Annotated in this window: 23 protein-coding genes; 2 read left to right on the top strand and 21 right to left on the bottom strand. The window is 71.8% G+C overall.

Features of this window, described 5'->3' with window-relative positions:
- Positions 1-109 precede the first annotated feature (109 nt).
- The 13 genes from RLT57_RS24025 to proS form a co-directional block, all read right to left on the bottom strand.
- On the bottom strand, positions 110-436 hold the full coding sequence (locus RLT57_RS24025) for a DUF2469 domain-containing protein (protein ID WP_311299343.1): 327 nt from the start codon (positions 434-436) through the stop codon (positions 110-112).
- Positions 437-476: 40 nt separating this feature from the next.
- Positions 477-995: an NUDIX hydrolase gene (locus tag RLT57_RS24020; protein WP_311299342.1), complete on the bottom strand. Its 519-nt coding sequence runs from the start codon at positions 993-995 to the stop codon at positions 477-479.
- A complete protein-coding gene (gene lepB / locus RLT57_RS24015; RefSeq protein ID WP_399129273.1) occupies positions 992-1,747 on the bottom strand; it encodes a signal peptidase I in 756 nt (251 codons plus the stop codon). Before lepB (RLT57_RS24015) ends, RLT57_RS24020 begins: the two co-directional genes overlap by 4 nt.
- A gap of 52 nt (positions 1,748-1,799) precedes the next feature.
- On the bottom strand, positions 1,800-2,756 hold the full coding sequence (lepB, locus tag RLT57_RS24010) for a signal peptidase I (protein WP_311299341.1): 957 nt from the start codon (positions 2,754-2,756) through the stop codon (positions 1,800-1,802).
- The gene (gene lepB / locus RLT57_RS24005) at positions 2,710-3,996 is read right to left on the bottom strand and encodes a signal peptidase I (protein ID WP_311299340.1); all 1,287 of its coding nucleotides are present in this window, start codon (positions 3,994-3,996) and stop codon (positions 2,710-2,712) included. Before lepB (RLT57_RS24005) ends, lepB (RLT57_RS24010) begins: the two co-directional genes overlap by 47 nt.
- Positions 3,997-4,027: 31 nt before the next feature.
- Entirely contained in the window at positions 4,028-4,828 is an 801-nt protein-coding gene (lepB, locus tag RLT57_RS24000; protein WP_311299339.1) for a signal peptidase I, read from the bottom strand.
- Between the two features lie 71 nt (positions 4,829-4,899).
- Complete coding sequence (rplS, locus tag RLT57_RS23995) at positions 4,900-5,247, bottom strand: 50S ribosomal protein L19 (RefSeq protein ID WP_311299338.1); 348 nt, start codon at positions 5,245-5,247, stop codon at positions 4,900-4,902.
- A 131-nt stretch (positions 5,248-5,378) separates the two neighbouring features.
- Entirely contained in the window at positions 5,379-6,200 is an 822-nt protein-coding gene (gene trmD / locus RLT57_RS23990) for a tRNA (guanosine(37)-N1)-methyltransferase TrmD (protein WP_311299337.1), read from the bottom strand.
- 1 nt (position 6,201) lies between these two features.
- The gene (rimM, locus tag RLT57_RS23985) at positions 6,202-6,846 is read right to left on the bottom strand and encodes a ribosome maturation factor RimM (RefSeq protein WP_311299336.1); all 645 of its coding nucleotides are present in this window, start codon (positions 6,844-6,846) and stop codon (positions 6,202-6,204) included.
- Positions 6,847-6,966: 120 nt separating this feature from the next.
- Positions 6,967-7,206 carry an RNA-binding protein gene (locus RLT57_RS23980; protein ID WP_093734768.1) on the bottom strand — a complete coding sequence of 80 codons (240 nt, stop codon included), beginning with the start codon at positions 7,204-7,206 and terminating at the stop codon, positions 6,967-6,969.
- Between the two features lie 2 nt (positions 7,207-7,208).
- A complete protein-coding gene (gene rpsP, locus RLT57_RS23975) occupies positions 7,209-7,649 on the bottom strand; it encodes a 30S ribosomal protein S16 (protein ID WP_311299335.1) in 441 nt (146 codons plus the stop codon).
- Positions 7,650-7,849: 200 nt separating this feature from the next.
- Entirely contained in the window at positions 7,850-8,440 is a 591-nt protein-coding gene (locus RLT57_RS23970; RefSeq protein ID WP_311299334.1) for a hypothetical protein, read from the bottom strand.
- 220 nt (positions 8,441-8,660) lie between these two features.
- Positions 8,661-10,073 (bottom strand): proline--tRNA ligase, encoded by a 1,413-nt coding sequence (proS, locus tag RLT57_RS23965; RefSeq protein ID WP_311299333.1) that lies wholly within the window; start codon positions 10,071-10,073, stop codon positions 8,661-8,663.
- Between the two features lie 196 nt (positions 10,074-10,269).
- On the opposite strand from proS, the gene RLT57_RS23960 reads away from it, so the two are divergent.
- On the top strand, positions 10,270-11,139 hold the full coding sequence (locus RLT57_RS23960; RefSeq protein WP_311299332.1) for an SAM-dependent methyltransferase: 870 nt from the start codon (positions 10,270-10,272) through the stop codon (positions 11,137-11,139).
- A 94-nt stretch (positions 11,140-11,233) separates the two neighbouring features.
- Here the strand turns inward: RLT57_RS23960 and RLT57_RS23955 are convergent, their stop codons facing one another.
- The 6 genes from RLT57_RS23955 to nsdA all read right to left on the bottom strand — a co-directional run bounded on the left by RLT57_RS23955 (position 11,234) and on the right by nsdA (position 19,265).
- Positions 11,234-11,755: a GNAT family N-acetyltransferase gene (locus tag RLT57_RS23955; RefSeq protein ID WP_311299331.1), complete on the bottom strand. Its 522-nt coding sequence runs from the start codon at positions 11,753-11,755 to the stop codon at positions 11,234-11,236.
- Positions 11,755-13,326 carry a signal recognition particle protein gene (gene ffh, locus RLT57_RS23950; protein WP_311299330.1) on the bottom strand — a complete coding sequence of 524 codons (1,572 nt, stop codon included), beginning with the start codon at positions 13,324-13,326 and terminating at the stop codon, positions 11,755-11,757. The genes RLT57_RS23955 and ffh overlap by 1 nt, the downstream gene beginning before the upstream one ends.
- Before the next feature lie 151 nt (positions 13,327-13,477).
- Complete coding sequence (locus tag RLT57_RS23945; RefSeq protein ID WP_311299329.1) at positions 13,478-15,907, bottom strand: [protein-PII] uridylyltransferase; 2,430 nt, start codon at positions 15,905-15,907, stop codon at positions 13,478-13,480.
- Positions 15,908-15,938: 31 nt separating this feature from the next.
- The gene (locus RLT57_RS23940) at positions 15,939-16,277 is read right to left on the bottom strand and encodes a P-II family nitrogen regulator (RefSeq protein ID WP_188281229.1); all 339 of its coding nucleotides are present in this window, start codon (positions 16,275-16,277) and stop codon (positions 15,939-15,941) included.
- A complete protein-coding gene (locus RLT57_RS23935) occupies positions 16,274-17,608 on the bottom strand; it encodes an ammonium transporter (RefSeq protein ID WP_311299328.1) in 1,335 nt (444 codons plus the stop codon). The genes RLT57_RS23940 and RLT57_RS23935 overlap by 4 nt, the downstream gene beginning before the upstream one ends.
- A 196-nt stretch (positions 17,609-17,804) precedes the next feature.
- The gene (gene nsdA / locus RLT57_RS23930) at positions 17,805-19,265 is read right to left on the bottom strand and encodes a transcriptional repressor NsdA (protein ID WP_432759754.1); all 1,461 of its coding nucleotides are present in this window, start codon (positions 19,263-19,265) and stop codon (positions 17,805-17,807) included.
- A 332-nt stretch (positions 19,266-19,597) separates the two neighbouring features.
- On the opposite strand from nsdA, the gene RLT57_RS23925 reads away from it, so the two are divergent.
- Complete coding sequence (locus RLT57_RS23925) at positions 19,598-20,329, top strand: bifunctional DNA primase/polymerase (RefSeq protein ID WP_311299327.1); 732 nt, start codon at positions 19,598-19,600, stop codon at positions 20,327-20,329.
- 159 nt (positions 20,330-20,488) lie between these two features.
- Here the strand turns inward: RLT57_RS23925 and ftsY are convergent, their stop codons facing one another.
- Entirely contained in the window at positions 20,489-21,679 is a 1,191-nt protein-coding gene (gene ftsY / locus RLT57_RS23920; protein ID WP_311299326.1) for a signal recognition particle-docking protein FtsY, read from the bottom strand.
- A 76-nt stretch (positions 21,680-21,755) separates the two neighbouring features.
- On the bottom strand, positions 21,756-23,174 hold the full coding sequence (locus RLT57_RS23915; protein ID WP_311299325.1) for a sugar porter family MFS transporter: 1,419 nt from the start codon (positions 23,172-23,174) through the stop codon (positions 21,756-21,758).
- Positions 23,175-23,176 lie beyond the last annotated feature (2 nt).

Here is a 23,176-nt window from a genome sequence, read left to right as displayed (position 1 = left end):
GCCCCCGGCGGCGCCCGGCCACACCTCAGCGACAGCCGAGCCGGCCCGGACCGGACCCGGTCCGCCCCCACCGGCACCCCGCCAGCACCCGGGCCGCCGGAGCCCGCCCTCAGCCGTTGAACCCCGGGTCGTCCTGCGGCAGGTCCAGGTCCGCCTTGTTCAGCTCCTCGACGTTCACGTCCTTGAACGTGAGCACCCGCACCTGCTTCACGAAGCGAGCCGGCCGGTACATGTCCCACACCCACGCGTCCGCCATCGAGACTTCGAAGAACACCTCACCCTGGACCGAGTGCACCTGCATCTCGTAGTCGTTGGTGAGGTAGAACCGCCGCTCGGTCTCGATCACGTACTTGAACAGGCCGACGACGTCGCGGTACTCCCGGTAGAGCTTCAGCTCCATCTCGGTCTCGTATTTTTCGAGGTCCTCGGCGCTCATGGCATGTTCCCCTTCAGCCGTACGTGCCCCCCATTGTGCGTCAGCCGCGCTCCGTGCCCAGGAGGATCGGAGATAGCGGGGGGCCTTCGTCGAGCAGCGTACGCAGCAGCCCGGCGAGCCTGATCGGATACACCGTCTCACGAGTACCGAGAAGTTCCTCGCACGACCACCACCGCAGACCGTCGACGCTGCGGCGCTCGAGGTCGGTGTGTCCGCCGGTGTCCACGTCGAGGGTCTCGGTACGGCCCAGGAAATACCATTCGTCCTGCTCCCAGGCCCGACCGTCGAACGGGAAGGACGCGGTGCGCCGCCACAGCACCGGGCCGAGGCTCAGCCGGCTGATGCCGGTCTCCTCCGCGACCTCCCGCCGCGCCGCCTCTTCCAGGGTCTCCGCGCCCTCCACCCCGCCGCCGGGGGTGAACCACCAGTTCAGCGAGGGATCGGCCGGTTCGAAGCCGTGCATCAGCAGAATCCTGTCGGCGGGATCCAGCAGCACCACCCGGGCGACCCGGCGGCGCCCGGCAGCCGCGTCGTGCGGCGCCGCGGCCGTACCGCTCACCGCCGCCGCCTCGCCGCTCCGGCCAGCGGCCCGTACGCCGCCCCGCCCAGGATCAGCACCGCCCCGGCGATCACCGAGAAGACCAGCCACTTCAGCGGCCCCTGCGGCGACGGTCCGGCGGCGGCCCCGGCGAGCCCCGCGAACGCCGCGGTCCGCGGCAGCATGCCGGCGCGCCCCAGCGGCCACGCCGTCGCGGCCACCCGGGCTCTGACGCCGCTCGCGGGCACCGAGCCCTTCTCGGTGTCCTCCAGATGCACCCGGGAGTCCAGCGAGACGTCCCGGTTGTCGCCGAGGAGGAACAGCTCGCCCCGGGGCACGGCGGACCGGAAGTTCTCCTGCGAGGCGGGCCCGTGGCCGCGCAGGTAGTCCTCGTCGACCGCCTTGCCGTTCACGGTCAGGTGCCCCTGCTTGTCGCAGCAGGCCACCACGTCGCCGCCGACGCCGACGACCCGCTTGACCATGGGTACATCGCCCCACAGCTGGTCCTCGAAGACCACCACGTCGCCCCGGTGCACGTCGGCGCCCGAGACCCGCTGGGCCAGCACCTTGGCCCCGGGGTTCACGGTGGGCTTCATGGAGTCGGTCGGCACGGTGTACGGCCGGTAGGCCACGGCCGCCCAGACGAACCCACCGAGGAACAGCACACAGCCCAGCGCCACGGCCAGTCCGGACAGGGTGCGTCCCAACCGGCTGCCGGCCATGGCGCCGTCCCTGCGTATCGCACCGCCGACGGTACTGGTGGAACCGCTCATGGACCAGCACCCTACCCGTCGGTACGTCCGCGGTCAGCCCGCTCGCCCCGCCTCACGCCCGGTCGCCGGCCGTGGCGCCGCCGCTGGTCCCGGCCGCGTCACCGACCCCGCCGGCCGCCGTGCCCTCGCCCGCCGCGGCACCTTCACCGGCGCCACCGGTCCCGTCCTCGCGCAGCAGCCGCCGCCTGCGCAGCAGCACCAGCGGCAGCGCGCCGGCCAGGCCCGCCGCCGCCGGCACCGCGACCCCCGCCGCGTTGATCCCGGGCTGCGAGAAGGTCGCCGGGATGGACAGCACGTCCCAGCGGTTGACCGGCCAGGCCACCACGATCGCGCGCCCGACCACGTCGTCGTCCGAGACGGTGCCGCCGAAGGGCATGTCCATGTGGTAGCGGGAGTCCAGTGAGTCCTGCCGGTGGTCGCCCATCACCCAGATCCGGTTCCTGGGCACGGTGATCTTGAACGGCTTGTCCGGGGTGCACGCGGTGTTGCCGGGATAGACGTACGGCTCGACGAGCGCCTTGCCGTTGACCTCCACCGGGCCGGTGCCGTCGCAGCTCACGGTGTCGCCGCCGACGCCGATGACGCGCTTGATCAGGTCCTTCTCGTCGGCCGACGGCATCAGGCCGATAAAACTGAGGCCCTTCTGCAAGCCTCGGACCAGCGGGTTGTTGCTGGCCGGCGGGTTCTCCGGCAGCCAGCCGCCCGGGTCGTGGAAGACGACGACCTCGCCGCGGCTCGGCTTGGAGCCGAACCACGGGGTGAGCTTGTCGACGAGCACCCGGTCGCCCTGCTGCAACGTGTTCTGCATGGAGTCCGAGGGGATGGAGAACGCCTGGACCAGGAAGGTCTTGATGATCAGCGCCAGCACCAGGGCGATGACGACCAGCAGCGGGAGTTCCTTCCAGAACGAACGCTGCCTGGCGCCCCGGTCGGGTCCCGGGGAGTCGTCGGTTTCGTCGTCGTCAGGGCCGGTCGGCTTCCCCGGCCCGGCCGGGTCCGCGGGGTGCACGCCGCCCGGCCCGTGGCTCCGGTGTCCGGGAAAGGCGCCCTGGGACTCGGAGCCCGCCACCCCGCCACCCCCCGGACCGTCGGCCGGAGCGGATGCCGGGGGCACCGGGGGCGCCGGAGGAGCCGACGGCACCGGCGGTACCTCGACATCCCCCTTTTCGGGTTCGCCGGATCCAGACCGTGCGCCGACCACGAGGTCCCCCACGTCCACTCCTCACTTCAGACTTCCGCCTGCCCCGACTTCGACGCAGGCCCACCAATCCCATAACGAGCGGGAGTTCCGCAGGAGTCGGCAGCTGGTCGGTCCTTCGACCGTTGGCGGAGCCCACCATAGTGGGCAAGCCTGTGGCCGCCGCGTTCCGCGCCGGCGGGTCCGGCACCGAGGAGAAGGTTCCCGGCTCCCTCAGCCGGGCCCAGTGGCCGATCGGCCAGGCGATCACGAAAGCCCTTCCGACCACCAGTTTCTCCGGGATCGTGCCGACTCCGGGCTTGTCGGTGTGGTACCGCGAATCGGCCGAATCGGACCGGTGGTCACCCATCACCCACAGCCGTCCGGGCGGCACGTGTACGGTGAATTTCATCATTGAGGGTGGATTACCGGGGTACAGATACGGTTCGTCCAGTGGCTTGCCGTTGACCAGCAGGTGGCCGTTCCGGTCGCAGCATTCGACGGTGTCCCCGCCGACGGCGATCACCCGCTTGATCAGATCCTGTTCACCGGAGGCCGGCAGCAGTCCGATGAAGGTGAGGAACTGCTTCACCTGCTTGACGACCACCGGGGACGGCTTGGGCGCGGGTTCGCCCGTGAGCCAGCCGCCGGGGTCCTTGAAGACCACCACGTCCCCGCGCTGCGGCTTGCTGCCGAACCACGGGGTGAGCTTGTCGACCAGCACCCGGTCGCCGATCTGGATGGTCTGCTCCATCGATCCGGAGGGGATCACGAACGCCTGGAGCAGGAACGTCTTGAGTACGAGGGCGATCAGCAGCGCCACCAGGACCAGCAGCGGCACCTCGGTGATCAGTGAACGCCGCCGTCTGCGCTTGATCTTGCGGGCCAGTCTGCGCCGCTCGATCCGGGTGCTGCCGGCCGGCGGGGGCGCGTCGGACGGGCTGGCCGGGCGGTCGGGACCGGAAGCGGAACCGCTGCCGGGGTGCGGGCCGCCGCCGGACCGGGAGCCGTTGCCGGAAAAGGAGCCGCCGCCGGTGTGGGAGCCGGGACCGTGGCCCGGGGCGGGATCCACCCGGGAGTGTCCGGAGCGCGGCTTGCCGCGGTTACCCACGGCGGCCGGCCGGAGGCGCGGTGACGGCGGCGAACGCGGCCGGCCGGCGCAGCTTCGTCCAGTGCCCCGCCGGCCAGCCGATCCACTCGGCCCGGCCGATCACCCGGCCCACCGGTACGGTGCCGCCGCCGGGATCGCCGAGGTGGTCGCGGGAGTCGCGGGAGTCGTCGCGGTGGTCGCCCATGACCCACAGCCTTCCCACCGGCACCTCGATGTCGAACGGCACCCGGGAGGGGGCGTCGCCGGGGTGCAGATACGCCTCGTCCAGCGCGCGGCCGTTGACGGTGATACGTCCTCGGTCGTCGCAGCAAGTCACCCGGTCGCCGCCGACGCCGATCACCCGTTTCACGTAGTCCGTCCCGCCGGTCTGCTGGAACGACCCGTCACCGTCGAACACGATCACGTCCCCCCGCTGGGGTGTTCCGCCGAAGCGGTACGCCAGCTTGTCGACCAGCACCCGGTCACCCACTCGCAGGGTGCCCTCCATTGACGTGCTCGGAACCTGGAAGGGCTCCACCACGAAGTGGCTGACGAGCAGCAGTGCCGCGACGCAGCCGGCCGCGAGCAGGACCGTGGGCCGCCATTGCGCCCACCAGCCCGCCGCCGAGGCCGCCGCCGAGGCCGGGGCCGCCGCCGGAGGGGCGGCGTCCGACGCCGGCGCCGACCCCGAAGAGGCTCCGCCGCCCGGCCCGGTGGCGGCCCCGGACACGACGGAACGCGACCGCTCCTCCGACTGCGCCTCAGCGGCGGCGGGGGAGCGGTCGCGTCCGGGAACGACTGCTTCGCTGTCCATCGAGGCCAGAGCTTATCCGCCTGCCCGGGAAAAACGGGCGGGCGGCCTGCGGCCACGTGCCGGTCGCGGTCCTAGTCGCGCTTCTCCTTGATCTTCGCGGCCTTGCCGCGCAGCTCACGGAGGTAGTAGAGCTTGGCGCGACGGACGTCGCCGCGGGTCACGACCTCAATCTTCTCCACGATCGGGGTGTGCACCGGGAAGGTGCGCTCGACGCCGACGGAGAACGAGACCTTGCGGACCGTGAAGGTCTCGCTGATGCCCGCGCCCTGTCGGCGGATGACGACGCCCTTGAACTGCTGCACACGGGAGCGGTTGCCCTCGATGACACGCACATGGACGTTGACGGTGTCGCCGGGGCGGAAGGCCGGTACGTCGTCGCGCAGGGATGCGCTGTTGAGGCCCTCGATGAGATTGGTCATACGGTGTCTGCTTCCTCGCCGATGCCACAGGCCATCGACGGAACGTCGTCATGGGTGTCCGGGGTGGTCGCCGGTGCCGCCGGCGTCGTTCCCCCTGTGGCAGGGGCGCGCGGCGGACGGGTGACAGCCGCTCATTCTTCCACGGCATCCGGGGTGCGCCCAAATCGGCCGTCGGGGCCGGGCTGCCAGCCGAGGATGCTGAGCATCTCGCGGTCGTGCTTGTCGAAGGCGGCGGGGTCGGCGCGTTCGATCAGGTCGGGCCGGCTGGCGGCGGTACGGCGGAACGCCTCGTCGCGGCGCCAGCGGGCGATCTTCCCGTGGTGGCCGCTGAGCAGCACCTCGGGAATGCCGCGGCCCCGCCAGGTGGGCGGCTTGGTGTAGACCGGGCCTTCCAGCAGGCTCGCCATCGGGCCGGGGGCGAAGGAGTCGTCGGCGTGCGACTGCGCGTTGCCGAGGACGCCGGGCAGCAGCCGGGCCACCGCCTCGGTGATCACCAGGACCGCGGCCTCCCCGCCGGCCAGGACGTAGTCGCCGATGGAGACTTCGAGGACCGGCAGCCGGGTCGCGTACTCGGCGGTGACCCGGGTGTCGATGCCCTCGTAGCGCGCGGGGGTGAAGACCAGCCAGCGGCGGGCGGACAGTTCGGCGGCCAGTTCCTGGGTGAAAGGACGGCCGCCGGGTGTGGGGACGACCAGGACCGGCCCGTGCGCGCCGGCCTCGTACCCGTCGGCGAGGATCTCGTCCAGGGCCGCGCCCCACGGCCCGGTCATCATGACCATGCCGGGACCGCCGCCGTACGGGGTGTCGTCCACGGTGTTGTGCCGGTCGTCAGCCCAGTCGCGCAGGTCGTGCACGCGGACGTCCAGCCGGCCTGCGGCGCGCGCCTTGCCGACCAGGGAGACGTTCAGCGGTTCGAGGTACTCGGGGAAAATGGTGACGACGTCGATCCGCATCTCAGACGCCGTCCCCGCCGCCCCTGCGGTCCCGGTCGGCGCTGTCACCGCTGCCGGTCCCGTCGGCTGCGGCGTCCCCGGGGTGTCCGCCGTCTTCGGACCGTTCCCCGTCGTCGGCGTCGCGGCCCGGCTCGGGGAGGTCCTCCAGCAGGCCCGGCGGCGGGTCGATCACCGCCCGCTGCTCCTCCAGGTCGATCTCCGGCACGATCTCGGCGACGAACGGGATGAGCACCTCGCCGCCGTAAGGCCGCTCCACCACCAGCAGGTCCTGGTACGGCAGATGGCTGATCTCGGTGATCCGCCCGATCGCACGGCCGTCGACGGTGACCACGTCCAGGTCGATCAGCTGGTGGTCGTAGAACTCCTCGGGGTCCTCCGGGGTCTCCTCCGGGTCGACCTCGGCGATCAGCAGGGTGTTGCGCAGCGCCTCGGCGCCGGTGCGGTCGGAGACGCCCTCGAAGCGCAGCATCAGCCGGCCGCTGTGCACCCGGCCGGTGGCGATGGTCAGCGGACCGGTGGCGGCGGGGTCGGTGGCGAGGACGGCACCGGGCGCGAGCCGCAGTTCCGGCTCGTCGGTGCGCACCTCAACACTGACCTCGCCCTTGATGCCGTGGGCGCGGCCGATCCTGCCGACTACCAGCTGCATGGAGCGCGTTCACCTTTCCAGTTCCGGAGACGTACCGGCGCGGTACGACGTACGGCGCGGGCCGGGAGCGGTGGAGACCGCTCCCGGCCCGCGCCGGGTGTGCACAGAACCTGGTCCGCCTCAGCGCACCTGGTCGACGTCCACCAGGTCGACGCGGACGCCGCGCCCGCCGAGCGCCCCCACGACCGTACGCAGCGCACGGGCGGTACGGCCGTTGCGGCCGATCACCTTGCCGAGGTCTTCGGGGTGCACCCGGACCTCCAGTACGCTGCCGCGGCCCCGGGTGCGCAGGTCGACCTGCACGTCGTCGGGATTGTCGACGATGCCCTTCACAAGGTGCTCGAGGGCCTCCTCAAGCATCCTCAGGCCTCGGTGGAGTCGGCCGGGGCCGCGGCCTCGGCGTCATCGGCCTTCTTGTCGGACTTCTTCGCCCGGGGGGTGATCGCCTCACCCTTGGACTCATCGGCGGTGTCCTTGGCCGCGGCCTCGAACACGGCGCGCTTGTCGGCCTTGGGCTCGGCGACGAGCAGCGGCGCGGGGGCCGGCTCGTTGCGGTACTTCTGCCAGTCGCCGGTGAGCTTCAAAATGGCGAGTACGGGCTCGGTCGGCTGCGCGCCGACGGACAGCCAGTACTGCGCGCGGTCCGAGTCGACCTCGATGCGCGAGGGGTTCTGCACCGGGTGGTACAGACCGATCTCCTCGATGGCCCGGCCGTCACGGCGGGTACGGGAGTCGGCGACGACGATGCGGTAGTGAGGCGAACGGATCTTGCCCAGACGCTTCAGCTTGATCTTGACTGCCACGGGAGCGGGTTCTCCTGGAATTTGACGTGTTTGGGCACGGTGGACAGCCACGTGGGGTTGTGGGAGTCGTGCGCCCGATGGACGCGTCAGCCGAAGGAGAGAGGGTTCCTGCACGGCTGTCGAGTACTCAGCTGAACATTCTGCCACACTCCGCCTGACCCGGTGAACCAGGCCGCTCCCCCTGGCCTGGTTCACCGGACTCAGCCGACCCCGACGACCTCCGGGATACGGAACGGCTGGCCGCACGCCCCGCACATGATGGGCGCCTGGGCCAGGACGGACGGGACCACGCGCACGTTGCGCCCGCAGTCGCAGACCGCCTTGACACGGACGCCGCCGCCCGAGGAGCCGTGCCGGGCGGCAGGTCCGCGGAAGGAGCGGGCGGTGTCCTCGGTGGTCGCCACGGTGTGCGCCTTGAGGGCGCGCTGGAGGCGGTCGATGGTGGCCCGGTAACGCTTCCGGGTGTCCGGACGCATCACCACGAGGGAGAAGCCGCTGCTGGGGTGGGGTTCCTCGGCGTGGTCGAGGCCCAGTTCGTCGGCGATCGCGAGGAATCGACGGTTGTGGTAGCGGCCGGCGCGCGAGGTGTCACGGATACCGCGGGAGGCGGCGATGCCGTGGACGGCCTCGTGCAGCAGCCTTTCGAAGGAGAGCTCGTTGCCACAGGCGGACGAGGACTCACCGATGAGGGACTCGGGCGCGGCCAGGTCGGGCAGTTCGGGATGGTGCCGTTGAATGTCGGCCCATGCCACTGCCAGCTCGGCGGCCAGAACAGGTGGTGTCGTGCTCACGCCGTGACAACGAGCCGGACGCTCCCGGTGTTCCGATTTGGGGCTAGCCCATTTAATTTGCACTGATCGGTCAGTTCCGGAGGATGCGCCTTGATGGGCATGACGCAGGGCGGGTGCGGAGGACCCCGGCGAACACCGGAGAACCATCGCACCCGCCCCATGGCAGGACGTTCAACGTATTCCGTACACCGTTTTTCGGTCAGCGGACGCGCCGCCGCCGTCAGTAGGCCCGCGCGACCACCGCGACGGTGCCGGGGGCGTCGTCCGCGACCGGCACCGAACCGTCCTCGGCGACCAGGCAGCGCACCGAAACGCCCTGCTCGGCGAGCTTGGCCTCGCCCTCCGGGCCCAGGTCGGCCCACGGGATGCGCGCCCATCCGGTGGCCGCGGCCTCGGCCGCCTCGCCGATGGTGGCGACGTCCACGGTGCGGGACGTCCGGCGCTCGCGGGACTCCCGCAGCAGCCGCGCCTGGTCCTCCTCCAGCACCCCGGGCAGCAGGGCCGCCAGGCTGTCGATGGCGACCGGCTCCTTGCCGCCGGGGATCCGGCGGGCCAGCATCGCGGTGCCCGCCTCCAGGTCGCGCGGCCCGATCTCGACCCGTACCGGTACGCCCTTGAGCTCCCAGTCCACCGCGCGGCGGCCGAAGGGGGTGTCGGTGCGGTCGTCGACCACGACCTTGAGGCCGGCCGCGCTCAGCCGGGCGCCGACCTCGCGGACCTTGGCGACGACCGCCTCGTCGTCCTTGATCGCCAGGACCACGACCTGGACGTGGGCCAGCCGCGGCGGCACCCGCAGCCCGTTGTCGTCGCCGTGCATCATCACCAGGGCGCCGACCATCCGGGTGGTACTGCCCCAGGAGGTCTGCCAGACGTACTCCTGGGCCCCGTCCTTGGACAGGTACCGGGTGTCGAACGCCTTGGCGAAGTTCTGGCCCAGTTCGTGGCTGGTGCCCAGCTGCAGAGCCTTGCCGTCGCCCATCATCCCTTCCAGGGTGAGGGTGTTGATGGCGCCGGCGAACCGCTCCTTGGCCGTCTTGCGGCCCGGCACCACGTCCATGGCCAGCACGTTCTCCATGAAGTCGGCGTAGACGCCGTGCTGGATCCGGGCGGCGAAGTCGCGGGCGTCCTCGTAGGTGGCGTGGGCGGTGTGCCCCTCCTGCCAGAGGAACTCCGTGGTGCGCAGGAACAGCCGGGGGCGCAGCTCCCAGCGGACCACGTTCGCCCACTGGTTGATCAGCAGCGGCAGGTCGCGGTAGCTCTGGACCCACTTGGAGAAGTACTCGTTGATGATCGTCTCGGAGGTCGGCCGGACGACGACCGGCTCGTCGAGCTCCTTGCCGCCGGCGTGCGTGACCACGGCCAGCTCGGGCGCGAAGCCCTCGACGTGCTCGGCCTCCTTGGTCAGGTAGGACTGCGGGATGAACAGCGGGAAGTACGCGTTCTGCGCGCCGACCGCCTTGATCCGCGCGTCCATGTCCTGCTGCATCCGCTCCCACAGCCCGTAGCCGTACGGCCGGATGACCATGGTGCCGCGCACCGGGCCGTTGTCGGCCAGTTCGGCCTTGCTGATCAGGTCCTGGTACCAGCGCGGGAAGTCGTCCGCCTGGGGGGTGAGAACGGGAGCCTTTGCCATGGAGGCGATGGTACGGCCCCCCGTGGGCGCACCGTGAATCGGTTTACGGCGGGCGGCCGGGGGCGGAAATCACCGGGAACGGTACTTCCGGCCACTGGACTGCGGCCGGATTCAGCAGTTGGCTGACTGTCAGGGGCGAGTGCGGGCAGGCGGGAACCCGGGGGAATGGCGTACGACGCTGCTGATTGGGGCTTCGATGGCACCTACGCTCTATCGCGGAACCAGACCCGGTGCGCAGGCTAGGGCGCGGGACTGGGCGGAGATCCAGGAACGGATGCTCGTTCCGCTGTACGAGACGGTGTACGACCGGCTCGGCATCGGCCCGTACACCCGTCTGCTGGGACTGGGCTGCGGGACCGGTCTGGCGCTGCTGCTGGCGGCCGGCCGAGGCGCCGTGGTCACCGGTTGCGACCCCGACGCGACGAAGCTGGCGGTGGCCCGCGACCGGTTGCTGCCCGATCCCGCCTGGAGTGTCCGCGACACCGGTCGCGGTCCCGTGACCCGTACGACCCGGCTGCTGCTCGGCGGCCCCCAGGACCACCTCTCCGGCTTCCCCGACACGCCCGGCGCCGCCGACTCCGCCGACGGCGGGTTCGACGTGGTCACCGCCTTCGATCCGGCGATGCCCGCCGCCGACCTGGAACCCGCGCTCGCCGCCGTGGCCGCCACCGCCTCGCCCGGCTGCGCGGTCGTGCTGGCCGGCTGGGGCCCGCCGGAGCGCTGCGCCACCTCGCGGGTGCTGCGGGCGGCCGTACGCCCGGCCGAAACGCGCGGCTCCCGCCTGCACGACATCCGCCTCAGCGGACGCGACGACCTTGAGGACCTGGCCAGGGGGGCGGGCCTGCGCCCCGACGGCTCCGGCCGGGTCTCCTGCCCCTTCGGCTACCCCGACCTGCCCAGCGCCGTACGCGGCCTGCTCTCCACCGGCCTGTTCGACGCGGCTGTCGACGCGGCCGACCGCCACCGGGTGGGCAAGGAGCTGGCCGCGGCCCTCCGCCCCTATCGGCGCCCCGACGGCACCGTCCGGATGGACAACGTCTTCCGCTACCTCATCGCCCGGATGTGACGGCCCGGTCCGTCCCGGTCCGCCGGCGGCACCGCGGCGCACCCGCGGCCGCCGCCGGTACCCGGCCGGGGCGGTCGGACCCGTTCTGCCCTGTTCAGCTGAGCGGGCCCGGCCACTCCTCGGCGGTCAGGGCGTAGCGCTCGTGGTCGCGCCATGCCTCGTTGATGAAGAGCATCCGGGGTGAGAAGCCCTCGTGGCGGAAGCCGAGGCGCTCGGCCATGGCCAGCGAACGGGTGTTGTCCGGCTGGACGTTGATCTCCAGGCGGTGCAGTCCCAGGCCGTCGGGGTAGCCGCTGAAGCAGCGGTCCACCACCAGCCGCAGGCCCTCGGTCATCCGGCCGGTGCCGCTGTACGGCAGGTAGCTGTCGTAGCCGAGCGCGGCGTTGCGGAAGCGGGCCCGGACGATGTTGGCGACGTTGCACTTGCCGACGATGCCGCCGTCCTCGTCGTTGACGATCAGGAACGTCCGCAGGTCGGGCCCCTGCCGGCGCAGCAGCTCGGGGAACCCGTCCGGGTCCACCGGGTTCCACGGCCGCAGGTGGTCCACCGACCGGAGCACCGCCGCGCGGTGCGCGTCGGCGTCGGCCGGCCGGGGCTCGTGGATCGAGACCCGCATCAGCCCATGAACTTCTTGAAGTCGTCGGGCAGTTCGAAGTCCTGGCCGCCGCCACCGGCGGGCAGCCCGAACGGACTGCCGCCCGACTCCTTGGCCGGGTCCTGGTTCTGCTGCTGCTCGCGCCGGGCCGCGGCGGCGGCGGCCTCCTGCTTGCGCTTCATCGGGTTGCCGCTCTGCCGCTTGCCCTTGGCCTGCTTCTGCTGCTTCTTCTGCCGGCCAGGGCCGCCGCCCATGCCGGGGATGCCGGGCATCCCCGGCATGCCGCCGCCCTGGGCCATCCGGGACATCATCTTGCGGGCCTCGAAGAACCGCTCCACCAGGCCCTTGACGGCGCCCACCTCGACGCCGGAGCCGCGGGCGATACGGGCGCGGCGGGAACCGTTGATGATGTGCGGGTCGGCCCGCTCCCCCGGGGTCATCGACTTGATGATCGCCGCGGTGCGGTCGACGTCCTTCTCGTCCAGGTTGTTGATCTGGTCCTTGATCTGGCCCATTCCCGGCAGCATCCCGAGCAGCTTGGAGATGGAGCCCATCTTGCGGACCTGCTCCATCTGCTCCAGGAAGTCGTCGAGGGTGAACTCCTTGGGGCCCTTCGCCAGCTTCGCCGCCATCTTCTCGGCCTCGGCCTGGCTGAAGGTCTGCTCGGCCCGCTCGATCAGCGAGAGCACGTCGCCCATGCCGAGGATGCGGGAGGCCATCCGGTCCGGGTGGAAGGCGTCGAAGTCGTCGAGCTTCTCGCCGTTGGAGGCGAACATGATCTGCTTGCCGGTGACGTGCGCGACGGACAGCGCGGCGCCGCCGCGGGCGTCGCCGTCCAGCTTGGACAGCACCACGCCGTCGAAGCCGACGCCGTCGCGGAACGCCTCGGCGGTGTTCACCGCGTCCTGGCCGATCATGGCGTCGACGACGAACAGGATCTCGTCGGGGCGGGTGACGTCCCGGATGTCGGCGGCCTGCCGCATCATCTCCTGGTCGACACCGAGCCGGCCTGCGGTGTCGACGATCACGATGTCGTACTGCCGTGCCGTGGCGTACTCGATGGAGTCCTTGGCGACCTTCACCGGGTCGCCGACGCCGTTGCCCGGCTCGGGCGCGAAGACGGCGACGCCCGCGCGTTCGGCGACGACGGACAGCTGGTTCACCGCGTTGGGCCGCTGGAGGTCGCAGGCGACCAGCAGCGGGGTGTGGCCCTGTTTGTGCAGCCACTGCCCGAGCTTGCCGGCCAGGGTGGTCTTGCCGGCGCCCTGGAGGCCGGCAAGCATGATCACGGTGGGCGGCTGCTTGGCGAAGCGCAGGCGGCGGGTCTCGCCGCCGAGGATCGTGACCAGCTCGTCGTTGACGATCTTGACGAACTGCTGTCCCGGGTTCAGCGCCCGCGACACCTCGGCGCCCAGGGCGCGCTGCTTGACGTTGGCGATGAAGGCCCGGACCACCGGGAGGGCCACGTCGGCTTCGAGCAGGGCGATCCGGATGTCGCGGGCAGTGGCGTCGATGTCCGCCTCGGACAAGCGCCCCTTGCCCCGGAGGGTCTTGAAGGTATTCGCGAGGCGATCGGAGAGGGTATCGAACACGTCGGTCGCAGATCCTTGTGGTCGGGAGCGGAGACAGTCGCTCTCCAGGGTATCCGGCCCGGCGGCCGAGCAGCCCGCGCCCGCCGGAACCGGCGGGCGCGGGCGCGAGGGGCACGCGGGACCCCGGGACGCCCGAAGGGCGCCGGCGGCGTCAGCGCAGCGCCGCCTCCACCTGGTGGGCCACCTCGGTCGCGCGGGCCGCGGACAGCGGGTTGCCGTCCTTGTCGACGACGTAGAAGGCGTCGACGGCGTTGGCGCCCAGGGTGGAGATACGGGCGGAGCGGACGGCGGTGCCGGTGGCGGTGAGGGCCAGGCCGATCCGGTGCAGCAACCCGGGGGCGTCGTGGGCGCGGACCTCCAGGACGGTGGCGGTCTGGGAGGTGCTGCCGGGGGCGACGGTGACCCGGGGCGGCGGCGGGGTGATGCCGCGGCGCCGCGGGTAGGCGGCCTCGCGCTCGGCCAGCCGGGACTCGATGTCGAGGCTCCCGTCGAAGGCCCTGGCCAGGTCGGTACGCAGCCGGGCGGCCTCGGGCAGCGTGCCGTACTCGGCGGAGACCCGCCAGCTCAGCAGGGCGACGTGGCCCTCGCCGATGGGGTCGAAGGACCGCAGGTCGGCGGCGCGGACGGTGAGCCGGTGCAGGGCGAGCACTCCGGCGGCCTCGGCGATCAGGCCGGGCCGGTCGGGGGCGGCCAGCAGCAGTTCCACGCCGAGTGCCTCCTCGCGTGCCTCGCCCTCTCCTTCCGGCTCGGTCTGGGCGTGCAGGGCCAGGACCGGGCCGCCGGTGCGGGCGGCCTCGATGGCCAGCCGCTCCTCCTCGGCGGTGGGCGCGCTCTCGCCGCTGTCGGGCAGGGCGCCGGTGTCGAGCGCGCCGGCCACCCGGTCGACCAGTTCGGCCAGCAGCGAGGCCCGCCAGGTGCTCCAGGCGGCGGGCCCGGTGGCGAGCGCGTCGGCCTCGGTGAGCGCCGCCAGCAGTTCCAGGGTGGAGGTGTCGCGTACGGTCTCGGCGACCGCGCGTACGGTCTCGGGGTCGTCCAGGTCGCGCCGGGTGGCGGTGTCGATGAGCAGCAGGTGGTGCCGCACCAGCAGGGCGAGGGTCTCCACGTCGGCGGGGCCGAAGCCGATCCGGGTGGCGACGTCGCGGGCGATGACCTCGCCGGCCTCGCTGTGGTCGCCGGGCCAGCCCTTGCCGATGTCGTGCAGCAGCGCGGCGGTCAGCAGCAGGTCGGGGCGGCCGACCCGGCGGGTCAGTCCCGCGGCCTGGACCGCGGCCTCGACCAGGTGGCGGTCGACGGTGAAGCGGTGCACGGCGTTGCGCTGGGGCCGGCAGCGGACCCGCTCCCAGTCGGGGATGAGCCGGGTGATCAGCCCCTCGGCCTCCAGCGCCTCCCAGACCGGGACGGTGGACTCCCCGGCACCGAGCAGGGTGACGAGCTGTTCGCGGGCCTCGGCGGGCCACGGCACGGGCAGCGGCCGGGTGGTGGTGGCCAGCCGGCGTACCGCGTGGATGGACAGCGGCAGGCCGGCCTGGGCGGCGGCCGCGGCGGCGCGCAGCGGCAGTACGGGGTCGCGGTCGGGTTTGGCGGTCAGCGCCAGGACGGCCTCGCCCTCCAGCTCCACGACGCCGTCGGCCAGCGGTACCCGCTCGGGGGCGGTCTCCGGGGCGGTGCGGCCCAGGCCCAGCAGTCCGCGGCGGCGCGGGCGGGCGTCGCGGGCGCGCAGCACGCGGCCGACCTCGCGCCAGGTGACGTCGGAGGCGTAGGCGATCCGGCGGGCGGCCTCGTAGACCTCCCGCAGCAGGGTGTCGGCGTCGAGCAGGCCGAGGGCGGCGGCGACCTGGTCCTGTTCCTGGAGGGCGAGGCGGTCGGTGGCGCGGCCGGTGACCAGGTGCAGGGCGTCGCGGGCGTCCAGCAGCCGGGTGCGGGCCTCTTCGAGGCCCTCGCGGGGGGCGTCGGCGAGCCAGGAGGCGGCGACGGCGCGCAGTGCGGTGGCGTCGCGCAGGCCGCCGCGGGCCTCCTTGAGGTCGGGTTCGAGCAGGTAGGACAGTTCCCCCTGCCGTTCGGCGCGCTCCACGCACATCTCGTGCAGGGCGGGCAGCCGCTTGGACGCCTGGTTGCGCCAGTCGGTGAGGACGACGCTGCGCAGGGTGGAGGTGAGCGCGGGGTCGCCGGCGATGTGCCGGGCGTCGAGCAGGCCGAGTTGGACCTTGAGGTCCTCGGCGGCGGTCGCGCGGGCTTCCGCGGGAGTGCGAACCGAGTGGTCGAGGGCGACGCCGAGGTCCCACACCGGGTACCAGATGCGGTCGGCGAGGGCGGCCACCGACTTCTCGGAGTCGTGCAGCAGGACCAGGTCCAGGTCGCTGCGGGGGGACAGTTCGCCGCGGCCGTAGCCGCCGACGGCCATCAGGGCCCAGCCGTGGATGCCGGTGGCCTGCGCCGCCTGGGTGGCGAGGGAGGCCAGCCACTGGTCGGTCAGGGTGGCCAGGGCGGCGCGGCGCGGCGGCCCGGACTGCACCTCCTCGGTGAGGAGGCGCAGCCGGGCCGCCGCGTAACTGCCGTCCTGCGCTTCGACGCTTTCGGTCACTCGTGCTCCAGCGCTGGAATTTTTCAGAAGGTCAGAGCGCGTCGGGCCCGCGCTCGCCGGTGCGGACCCGGACGGCCGTGTCGACCGGGAGGCTCCACACCTTGCCGTCACCGATCTTGCCGGTTCGGGCGGCCTTGACGATCACTTCGATGAGCTGGTCGGCGTCGGCGTCCTCGGCGAGGACCTCGATCCGGATCTTCGGGACCAGGTCGACGGTGTACTCCGCACCCCGGTAGACCTCGGTGTGACCGCGCTGGCGGCCGTAGCCGCTGGCCTCGGTGACGGTGAGGCCGTGGACGCCGAACGCCTGGAGGGCTTCCTTGATCTCGTCGAGCCGGTGCGGCTTGACGACCGCGGTGATGAGCTTCACGCGTCCACCTTCTTGCTGGGGGAGGCGTTCGCCTCACTGTCGAGACCGGCCGCCGTGCCGAAGGAACCGACCCCGGCGAAATCGTAGGCGGTCTCGGCGTGCAGGACCTGGTCGACGCCCGTGATTTCTTCGTCCTCGGTGACCCGGAAGCCCATGGTCACGTCGATCAGCTTGGCCAGGATCGCGGCACACACCAGGGAGTAGCCGAGGACCGAGCCGACGCCGATGAACTGCAGGCCCAGCTGGTGCCAGCCGCCGCCGTAGAAGACGCCCTTGGCGGTCTGGCCGACACCACCGGTGGCGAAGAAGCCGATGAGCAGGGAGCCGATGATGCCGCCGACCATGTGGACGCCGACCACGTCGAGCGAGTCGTCGTAGTTGAAGCGGTACTTCAGGCCGACCGCCGCGGCACAGACGACGCCGGCGATGAGGCCGACCGCGATGGCGCCGAGCGGGGAGACCGAACCACAGGCCGGGGTGATGGCGACCAGGCCGGAGACCGCGCCGGAGGCGGCGCCCAGGGTGGTGAAGGAGCCGTGCCGCAGGCGCTCGTAGATCAGCCAGCCGAGCATCGCGGCGGCCGTGGCGACCTGGGTGTTGGTGAAGGCGACGGCGGCGACGCCGTCGGAGCCCAGCCAGGAGCCGGCGTTGAAGCCGAACCAGCCGAACCACAGCAGACCGCAGCCGAGCATCACCAGGGGCAGGTTGTGCGGGCGCATCGGGTCGCGCTTGAAGCCCTTGCGCTTGCCGATGACGAGGATCACGCCGAGGGCCGCGGCACCGGCGTTGATGTGCACCGCGGTACCACCGGCGAAGTCGATGACGCCCTTCTTGAACAGCCAGCCGTCCGAGGCCCACACCCAGTGCGCGACCGGGAAGTAGACGACCGTCGCCCACAGGGTGATGAACAGCGACCAGGCGGTGAACTTCACCCGGTCGGCAAGGGCGCCGCTGATCAGCGCCGGGGTGATGATCGCGAACATCAACTGGAAGACGGCGAATACGTAGATCGGAATGCCGTATCCGGGCCACAGTTCGCTGATCCCTATGTGGCGCATGCCGAACCAGTGCGTGCCACCCATGAAACCGGTACCGGATCCGAAGGCGAGCCCGAATCCGTACAGGGTCCAGAGAATGGTGATGATGCCAAGGCTGATGAAGCTCATCATCAGCATGTTCAGGGCGCTCTTGACCCGCACCATCCCGCCGTAGAAGAAGGCGAGACCAGGGGTCATCACCATCACCAGGGCGGCGCTGATCAGCATGAACGCCGTACTTCCGGTATCGAGCTTGGGCGCATCAGCGGCCAGCGTCATGATGGCTGGTGCCATCGGCGTCTCCTCGTCATCCGAACGGCCCGTGCGGGCGGTGCAAGGGGTGGGCCGGTTTTCGCCATGAGGTTGGCTCAGCCGGGTTTCCGTCAATGCCGTAGCGTGTTTCGACATCGTGACGAAGAAGTCGTGCGTGTTACGCGACGATGAACCGTCCCGTACGGTGGTGAAGGATGTATACGGGTTACGGGTGGGGCTAGGCGGACTCGGCGACTTCGGGGAGTTCCTCGGAGAGGCGGTCGGCGAGACCGAGCACGGCGGGCACGTCGCCGAAGTCCCGGAGCGCGATGTGGGTGGTCTTCCGGATGCGGGTGCTGACGCGTTCGGAGCGGACCCGTTTGGCGACGGTTATGGCCTCTTCGGTGAACTTGGCCGCTGCTTCCGGCTCCCGCATCAGCAGCTGGACGGTGCCCATGCCGACCAGGTTGAGAGCATAGGCCCGCTGGTGCACCCGGTCGTCACGGAACCCCTCCACCGCCTTCGTCATCTCGGGGTGGGCCAAGGTGGCGTACGTGGGACTGCGGCCGGCCACGTAGGCGAGGTCGCGGTAGGAGTGGGCGTTCTCCGCGTGCAGCTCGGCCTCGGTGAAGAAGCTGATCCAGGAGGGGTCCTCGCCGGGGCGGGCGTCGGCGAAGGTGTCCTCGGCCAGCCGGACCGCGCGGTGGCACTTGTTGACCTGGCCCATGTTGGCGTACGCGCGGGCCTCCAGGGCGTGCAGCATGGCCTGGGTGGTGGCGCTGGCGGAGTCGCGGCTGCCGTACTGGGCGAGGTGGATGAGCTCCAGGGCGTCGTCGGGGCGCTCCAGGTGGATCATCTGCCGGCTCATCGAGGACAGGATGAACGCGCCCAGCGGCCGGTCGCCGGCCTCCCTGGCCGCGTGCAGCGCGAGCACCAGGTACTTCTGGGCGGTGGGTTGCAGTCCCACGTCGTAGCTCATCCAGCCGGCCAGTGCGGCGAGGTCGGCGGTGATCCGGTACAGCCGGCGGGCCACGGGCTCGGGATGCGGCTCCTGGAGCAGGTCGGTGACCTCGTGCAGCTGGCCGACGACGGCTTTGCGGCGCAGGCCGCCGCCGCACTGGTTGTCCCACTCGCGGAACATCACCGCGGTGGACTCCAGCAGTTGGAGCTCCTGCTCGGACAGCCGGGACGGCCGGCCGCCGTCGCGGGCGCCGCCGGACACCGGGCCGCCGGCGGGACCGGCCGGCGCGCCGGGCACCAGCCAGCGCTGCATCGGCTCCAGCAGGGCGGGGCCGGCGGACAGCGCGAGCGAGGCGCCGAGGAAGCCGCGGCGGCCCAGCATGAGGTCACTGCGGGAGAACTCGTTGATCAGCTGGACGGTCTGCGGGCCGGTCCACGGCAGGTCGACGCCGCCGCCGGCCGACGGCTGGTGGGCCGAGCGCAGGCCGAGGTCCTCGACCGGGACGACGCAGCCGAAGCGCTCGGAGAACAGCTCGGACAGGATGCGCGGGATCGGCTCGCGCGGCTGCTCGCCGTCGAGCCAGCGGCGTACCCGGGAGGTGTCGGTGCTGACGTGGTGGGCGCCCGTCTGGCGGGCCCGGCGGTTGACCTGGCGCGCCAGCTCGCCCTTGGACCAGCCACTGCGCATGAACCACGAGTTCAGCTGCGCGTTGGGCTGCTTCTCCACTGTGGCGCCCACGGCCAAGCCCCCATCCCGCTTCCGTCAGCCCCATGGATACCAGGGGACGTTGAGTCCTGTCGCGGACATCCCGGGATCGGTACGGCCGAACGTGCGAGGCGCTGATGCCTCCGGCATAAACCGGGGCGTGCACGGCCCGACCACTGGGACTCGTCGACTGAACGTAGTCCTACGATCACCCATCCGGCGACCGATGTTGCGAAAACGCCACCATTCGCCACCCCTTCGAATGAACTCGACTCCCGTAACAGACGATTCACTTGACACATGAGGATCAGGTGAGAGGCAGGCAGGCGCGTAACCATCGGCTGCGGAGAACCGTTGGAGGGGTCATGGTGTTCACGATCGGCAGCATGCGGGCCATCCGGGACGTCCGGCGGCAGCGGGCCGGCGAGCGGAACGCCGCCGGACTCGGGGTGCTCACCGGGCCCCGGACCGGGGCCCGGCGCAGGACGCTCGGGGCGGTCCGCCTCATCGTCGCCGAGTACGCCGGGCGGTGCGGCTGGGCCGTGGTGCCGGGGGCACGGGCCGCCCGCGGCGGCGGCGCCTGCTCGTGCGGGGACACCCGCTGCCGGGCGCCGGGCGCGCATCCGCTGACCTTCGCGGGCGAGATCCCGGCCGGGGCCAGCCCGCAGGAGGCGGTGGAGGCGTGGGCCCGGGTGCCGGGCGCGGCGGTGCTGCTGCCGGTCGGCCGGTCCTTCGACGTCATCGACGTGGCCGAGGCGCCGGGCCGCCGGGCGCTGGTCCGGCTGGAGCGGATGGGGCTGCGGCTCGGCCCGGTCCTGCTCACCCCCACCGGGCGGGTCCAGTTCTTCGTGGCCCCGGGCGCCGCCGCCGAACTCCCCCAGCTGCTCTACCGGATGGGCTGGGACGGCACCCGGCTCGACCTGCGCTGCCTGGGCTCCGGCGACCACGTCACCGCGCCCCCCTCCGACCTCGCGGGCCTGGGCCCGGTCCGCTGGCTGCGCGAGCCCCGCCCCGAGGCGGCCCCGCATCCCCCGGAGGCCCGGCTGCTTCTGGGCACCCTGGCGTACGTGAGCCACCGGGACCGTACGTACGCCTGAGGGCACAGGTAAGGAGCGCCCGCCCCGGGGTGGCGCCCCTTACCCCTGTCCGTACCCGTCCTCGCCGGTACCCGACCACGGGCGTCGCGGGTGATGGGTGGCAGGTGGCCCGCGGGCGCCGTCCGCGGGGACGTGACCCGGGCCGGGCCGCTCGCCGGGCTACTCGCCGATCAGCGCGTCCACGAACGCCTCCGGCTCGAACGGCGCCAGGTCGTCCGCGCCCTCGCCCAGGCCCACCAGCTTCACCGGCACACCGAGTTCCCGCTGGACGGCGACGACGATGCCGCCCTTGGCGGTGCCGTCGAGCTTGGTGAGGACGATGCCGGTGATGTCCACCACCTCGGCGAAGACCCGGGCCTGGACCAGGCCGTTCTGGCCGGTGGTGGCGTCCAGGACGAGCAGTACCTCGTCGACCGGGCCGTGCTTCTCCACCACCCGCTTGACCTTGCCCAGCTCGTCCATCAGGCCGGTCTTGGTGTGCAGCCGGCCGGCGGTGTCGATGAGCACGGTGTCGGCGCCCGCGGCGATGCCCTCCTTGACCGCGTCGAACGCGACGGACGCCGGGTCGCCGCCCTCCGGCCCGCGTACGGTCCGCGCGCCCACCCGCTCGCCCCAGGTCTGGAGCTGGTCGGCGGCGGCGGCGCGGAAGGTGTCGGCCGCGCCGAGCACCACGCTGCGGCCGTCGGCGACCAGTACCCGGGCGAGCTTGCCGGTGGTGGTGGTCTTGCCGGTGCCGTTGACGCCGACGACCAGGACGACCGCCGGGGTGTCCTCGTGGCCGCCGGTGCGCAGGGTGCGGTCAAGCGTCGGGTCGACCAGGGTGAGGAGTTCCTCGCGCAGCAGCGCCCGCAGCTCCTCCGGGCTGCGGGCGCCCAGCACCCGCACCCGGGTGCGCAGCCGCTCGACGAGTTCCTGGGTGGGCGTCACGCCGATGTCGGCGGTGATGAGGGTGTCCTCGACCGCCTCCCAGGTGTCCTCGTCGAGCCGCTCCCTGGACAGCAGGGTGAGCAGGCCCTTGCCGAGCGAGTTCTGCGACCGGGAGAGCCGGGACCGCAGCCGGACGAGCCGCCCGGCGGCCGGTTCCGGCTGCTCGACCGCGACCGGCGGCGCGGCTTCGGGGGCGGCGGTCGCCTCGGGCAGCGGCACTTCTTCGATGGTCCGGCGGGGTTCCTCCCGCGGGGGGGCCGCCTCGTCCCCGATGTGCGGTTCGGCGGGCGGGGTGGTGACCGTCGGGCGGCTCGGCGGCGCGGGCGGCAGCTGCTTCTTCTTGCGGCGGCTGCCGACCACCAGCCCGCCGGCCCCGAGAACCACGACCACGGCGATGACGACGACAAGGATCACAATTTCCATAACCACCCCAGTATCTGTCTTGTGTGCCGCGGCTTCGCCTGAGGCCGGTGGTGAACGTACGAGGGCCGGGGTGACCTTAACCCATCTCTTCCAGGGTCTTGCCCTTCGTCTCCTTCACGAATCGCAGGACGAACGGGATGGAGGCCACCGCGAAGCACGTATAGATGATGTACGTGCCCGAGAGGTTCCAGCCCGCCAGGCTCGGGAAACTCGCGGTGATCGCCCAGTTGGCGATCCATTGGGCGGAGGCGGCCACGCCGAGTGCGGCGGCGCGGATCTTGTTCGGGAACATCTCACCGAGGAAGACCCACACCACGACACCCCAGGACAGGGCGAAGAACAGCACGAAGACGTGGGCGGCGACCAGTGCCACCGTGCCCTGGGTGTTCGGCAGAGTGACGCCGCTCTTGTAGGAAAAGGCCCACGCCTCCAGGGCCAGGGCGACCACCATACCGGCGGAGCCGATCAGGGCCAGCGGGCGGCGGCCGACGCGGTCGACGAAGACGATCGCGATCACCGTACCGATGATGTTCACGATCGAGGTGGTGAAGGAGTAGAAGAAGGAGCTGGTCGGATTGATGCCGACGGACTGCCACAGCGTGGAGGAGTAGTAGAAGGCCACGTTGATGCCGACGAGCTGCTGGAACGCGGACAGGCCGATACCGATCCAGACGATGGGCAGGAACCCGAACCGGCTGCCGAGCAGGTCGCGGAAGCTCGCCTTGTGCTCACGGCGCATCGCGTGCTCGATCTCCTTCATCCGGGTCTCGATATCGGTTTCCCCGCCCTCGACCTCGGCGAGCACGCCCTTGGCGTCCTGGCGGCGTCCCACCGACAGCAGGAAGCGGGGCGACTCGGGGATGGCGAAGGACAGCAGCCCGTAGACCACCGCGGGGACGACCATGACGCCGAGCATGAGCTGCCATGCCTCCAGGCCGATGATCTTTCCGCGCTGGTCGCCGTCCGCGCCCTGCAAAATGGCGTAGTTCACCAGCTGGGAGACGGCGATGCCGAGCACGATGGCGGCCTGCTGGAAGGAGGCGAGCCGGCCGCGGTAGGCGGGCGGGGAGACCTCGGCGATGTAGGCCGGGCCGATGACGGAGGCCATGCCGATCGCGAAACCGCCGACGATCCGCCAGAGGGCGAGTTCCCACAGCGCGAAGGGCAGCGCCGAGCCGACGGCGCTGATCGTGAACATCACCGCGGCGATCTGCATGCAGCGGATACGGCCGATGCGGTCGGCGATCCGGCCGGCCACGGCGGCGCCGATCGCGCAGCCGATCAGGGCGATGGCGATGACCTGCGCCAGCTCGCCGGAGCCGATGTGGTACTTGTCCCGGATGGCCTCGACGGCGCCGTTGATGACCGAGCTGTCGTAGCCGAAGAGGAAGCCGCCCATGGCGGCGGCAGCGGTGATGAAGACGATGTGGCCGAGGTGTCCGGACTGCGGCGGGGTGTGGCCCGCCGTTCCTGCCGCTTGTGCGGTACTGGTCAAGG

The organism is Streptomyces sp. ITFR-21 (assembly GCF_031844685.1).
Lineage (GTDB): Bacteria > Actinomycetota > Actinomycetes > Streptomycetales > Streptomycetaceae > Actinacidiphila.
The sequence above is the reverse complement of the archived record's forward strand: the minus strand, read 5'-3'. Positions and strand labels throughout refer to the sequence as shown.

What these genes read in the sequence shown, in the direction of transcription:
- rimM (WP_311299336.1), bottom strand. Translation starts at nt 6,846, where the DNA reads ATGCAGCTGGTAGTCGGCAGGATCGGCCGCGCCCACGGCATCAAGGGC.
- trmD (WP_311299337.1), bottom strand. Translation starts at nt 6,200, where the DNA reads ATGCGGATCGACGTCGTCACCATTTTCCCCGAGTACCTCGAACCGCTG.
- proS (WP_311299333.1), bottom strand. Translation starts at nt 10,073, where the DNA reads ATGGCAAAGGCTCCCGTTCTCACCCCCCAGGCGGACGACTTCCCGCGC.
- rplS (WP_311299338.1), bottom strand. Translation starts at nt 5,247, where the DNA reads ATGACCAATCTCATCGAGGGCCTCAACAGCGCATCCCTGCGCGACGAC.
- lepB (WP_399129273.1), bottom strand. Translation starts at nt 1,747, where the DNA reads ATGAGCGGTTCCACCAGTACCGTCGGCGGTGCGATACGCAGGGACGGC.
- RLT57_RS24025 (WP_311299343.1), bottom strand. Translation starts at nt 436, where the DNA reads ATGAGCGCCGAGGACCTCGAAAAATACGAGACCGAGATGGAGCTGAAG.
- lepB (WP_311299339.1), bottom strand. Translation starts at nt 4,828, where the DNA reads ATGGACAGCGAAGCAGTCGTTCCCGGACGCGACCGCTCCCCCGCCGCC.
- RLT57_RS23980 (WP_093734768.1), bottom strand. Translation starts at nt 7,206, where the DNA reads ATGCTTGAGGAGGCCCTCGAGCACCTTGTGAAGGGCATCGTCGACAAT.
- RLT57_RS23935 (WP_311299328.1), bottom strand. Translation starts at nt 17,608, where the DNA reads ATGGCACCAGCCATCATGACGCTGGCCGCTGATGCGCCCAAGCTCGAT.
- RLT57_RS23925 (WP_311299327.1), top strand. Translation starts at nt 19,598, where the DNA reads ATGGTGTTCACGATCGGCAGCATGCGGGCCATCCGGGACGTCCGGCGG.
- RLT57_RS23960 (WP_311299332.1), top strand. Translation starts at nt 10,270, where the DNA reads ATGGCACCTACGCTCTATCGCGGAACCAGACCCGGTGCGCAGGCTAGG.
- RLT57_RS23955 (WP_311299331.1), bottom strand. Translation starts at nt 11,755, where the DNA reads ATGCGGGTCTCGATCCACGAGCCCCGGCCGGCCGACGCCGACGCGCAC.
- ftsY (WP_311299326.1), bottom strand. Translation starts at nt 21,679, where the DNA reads ATGGAAATTGTGATCCTTGTCGTCGTCATCGCCGTGGTCGTGGTTCTC.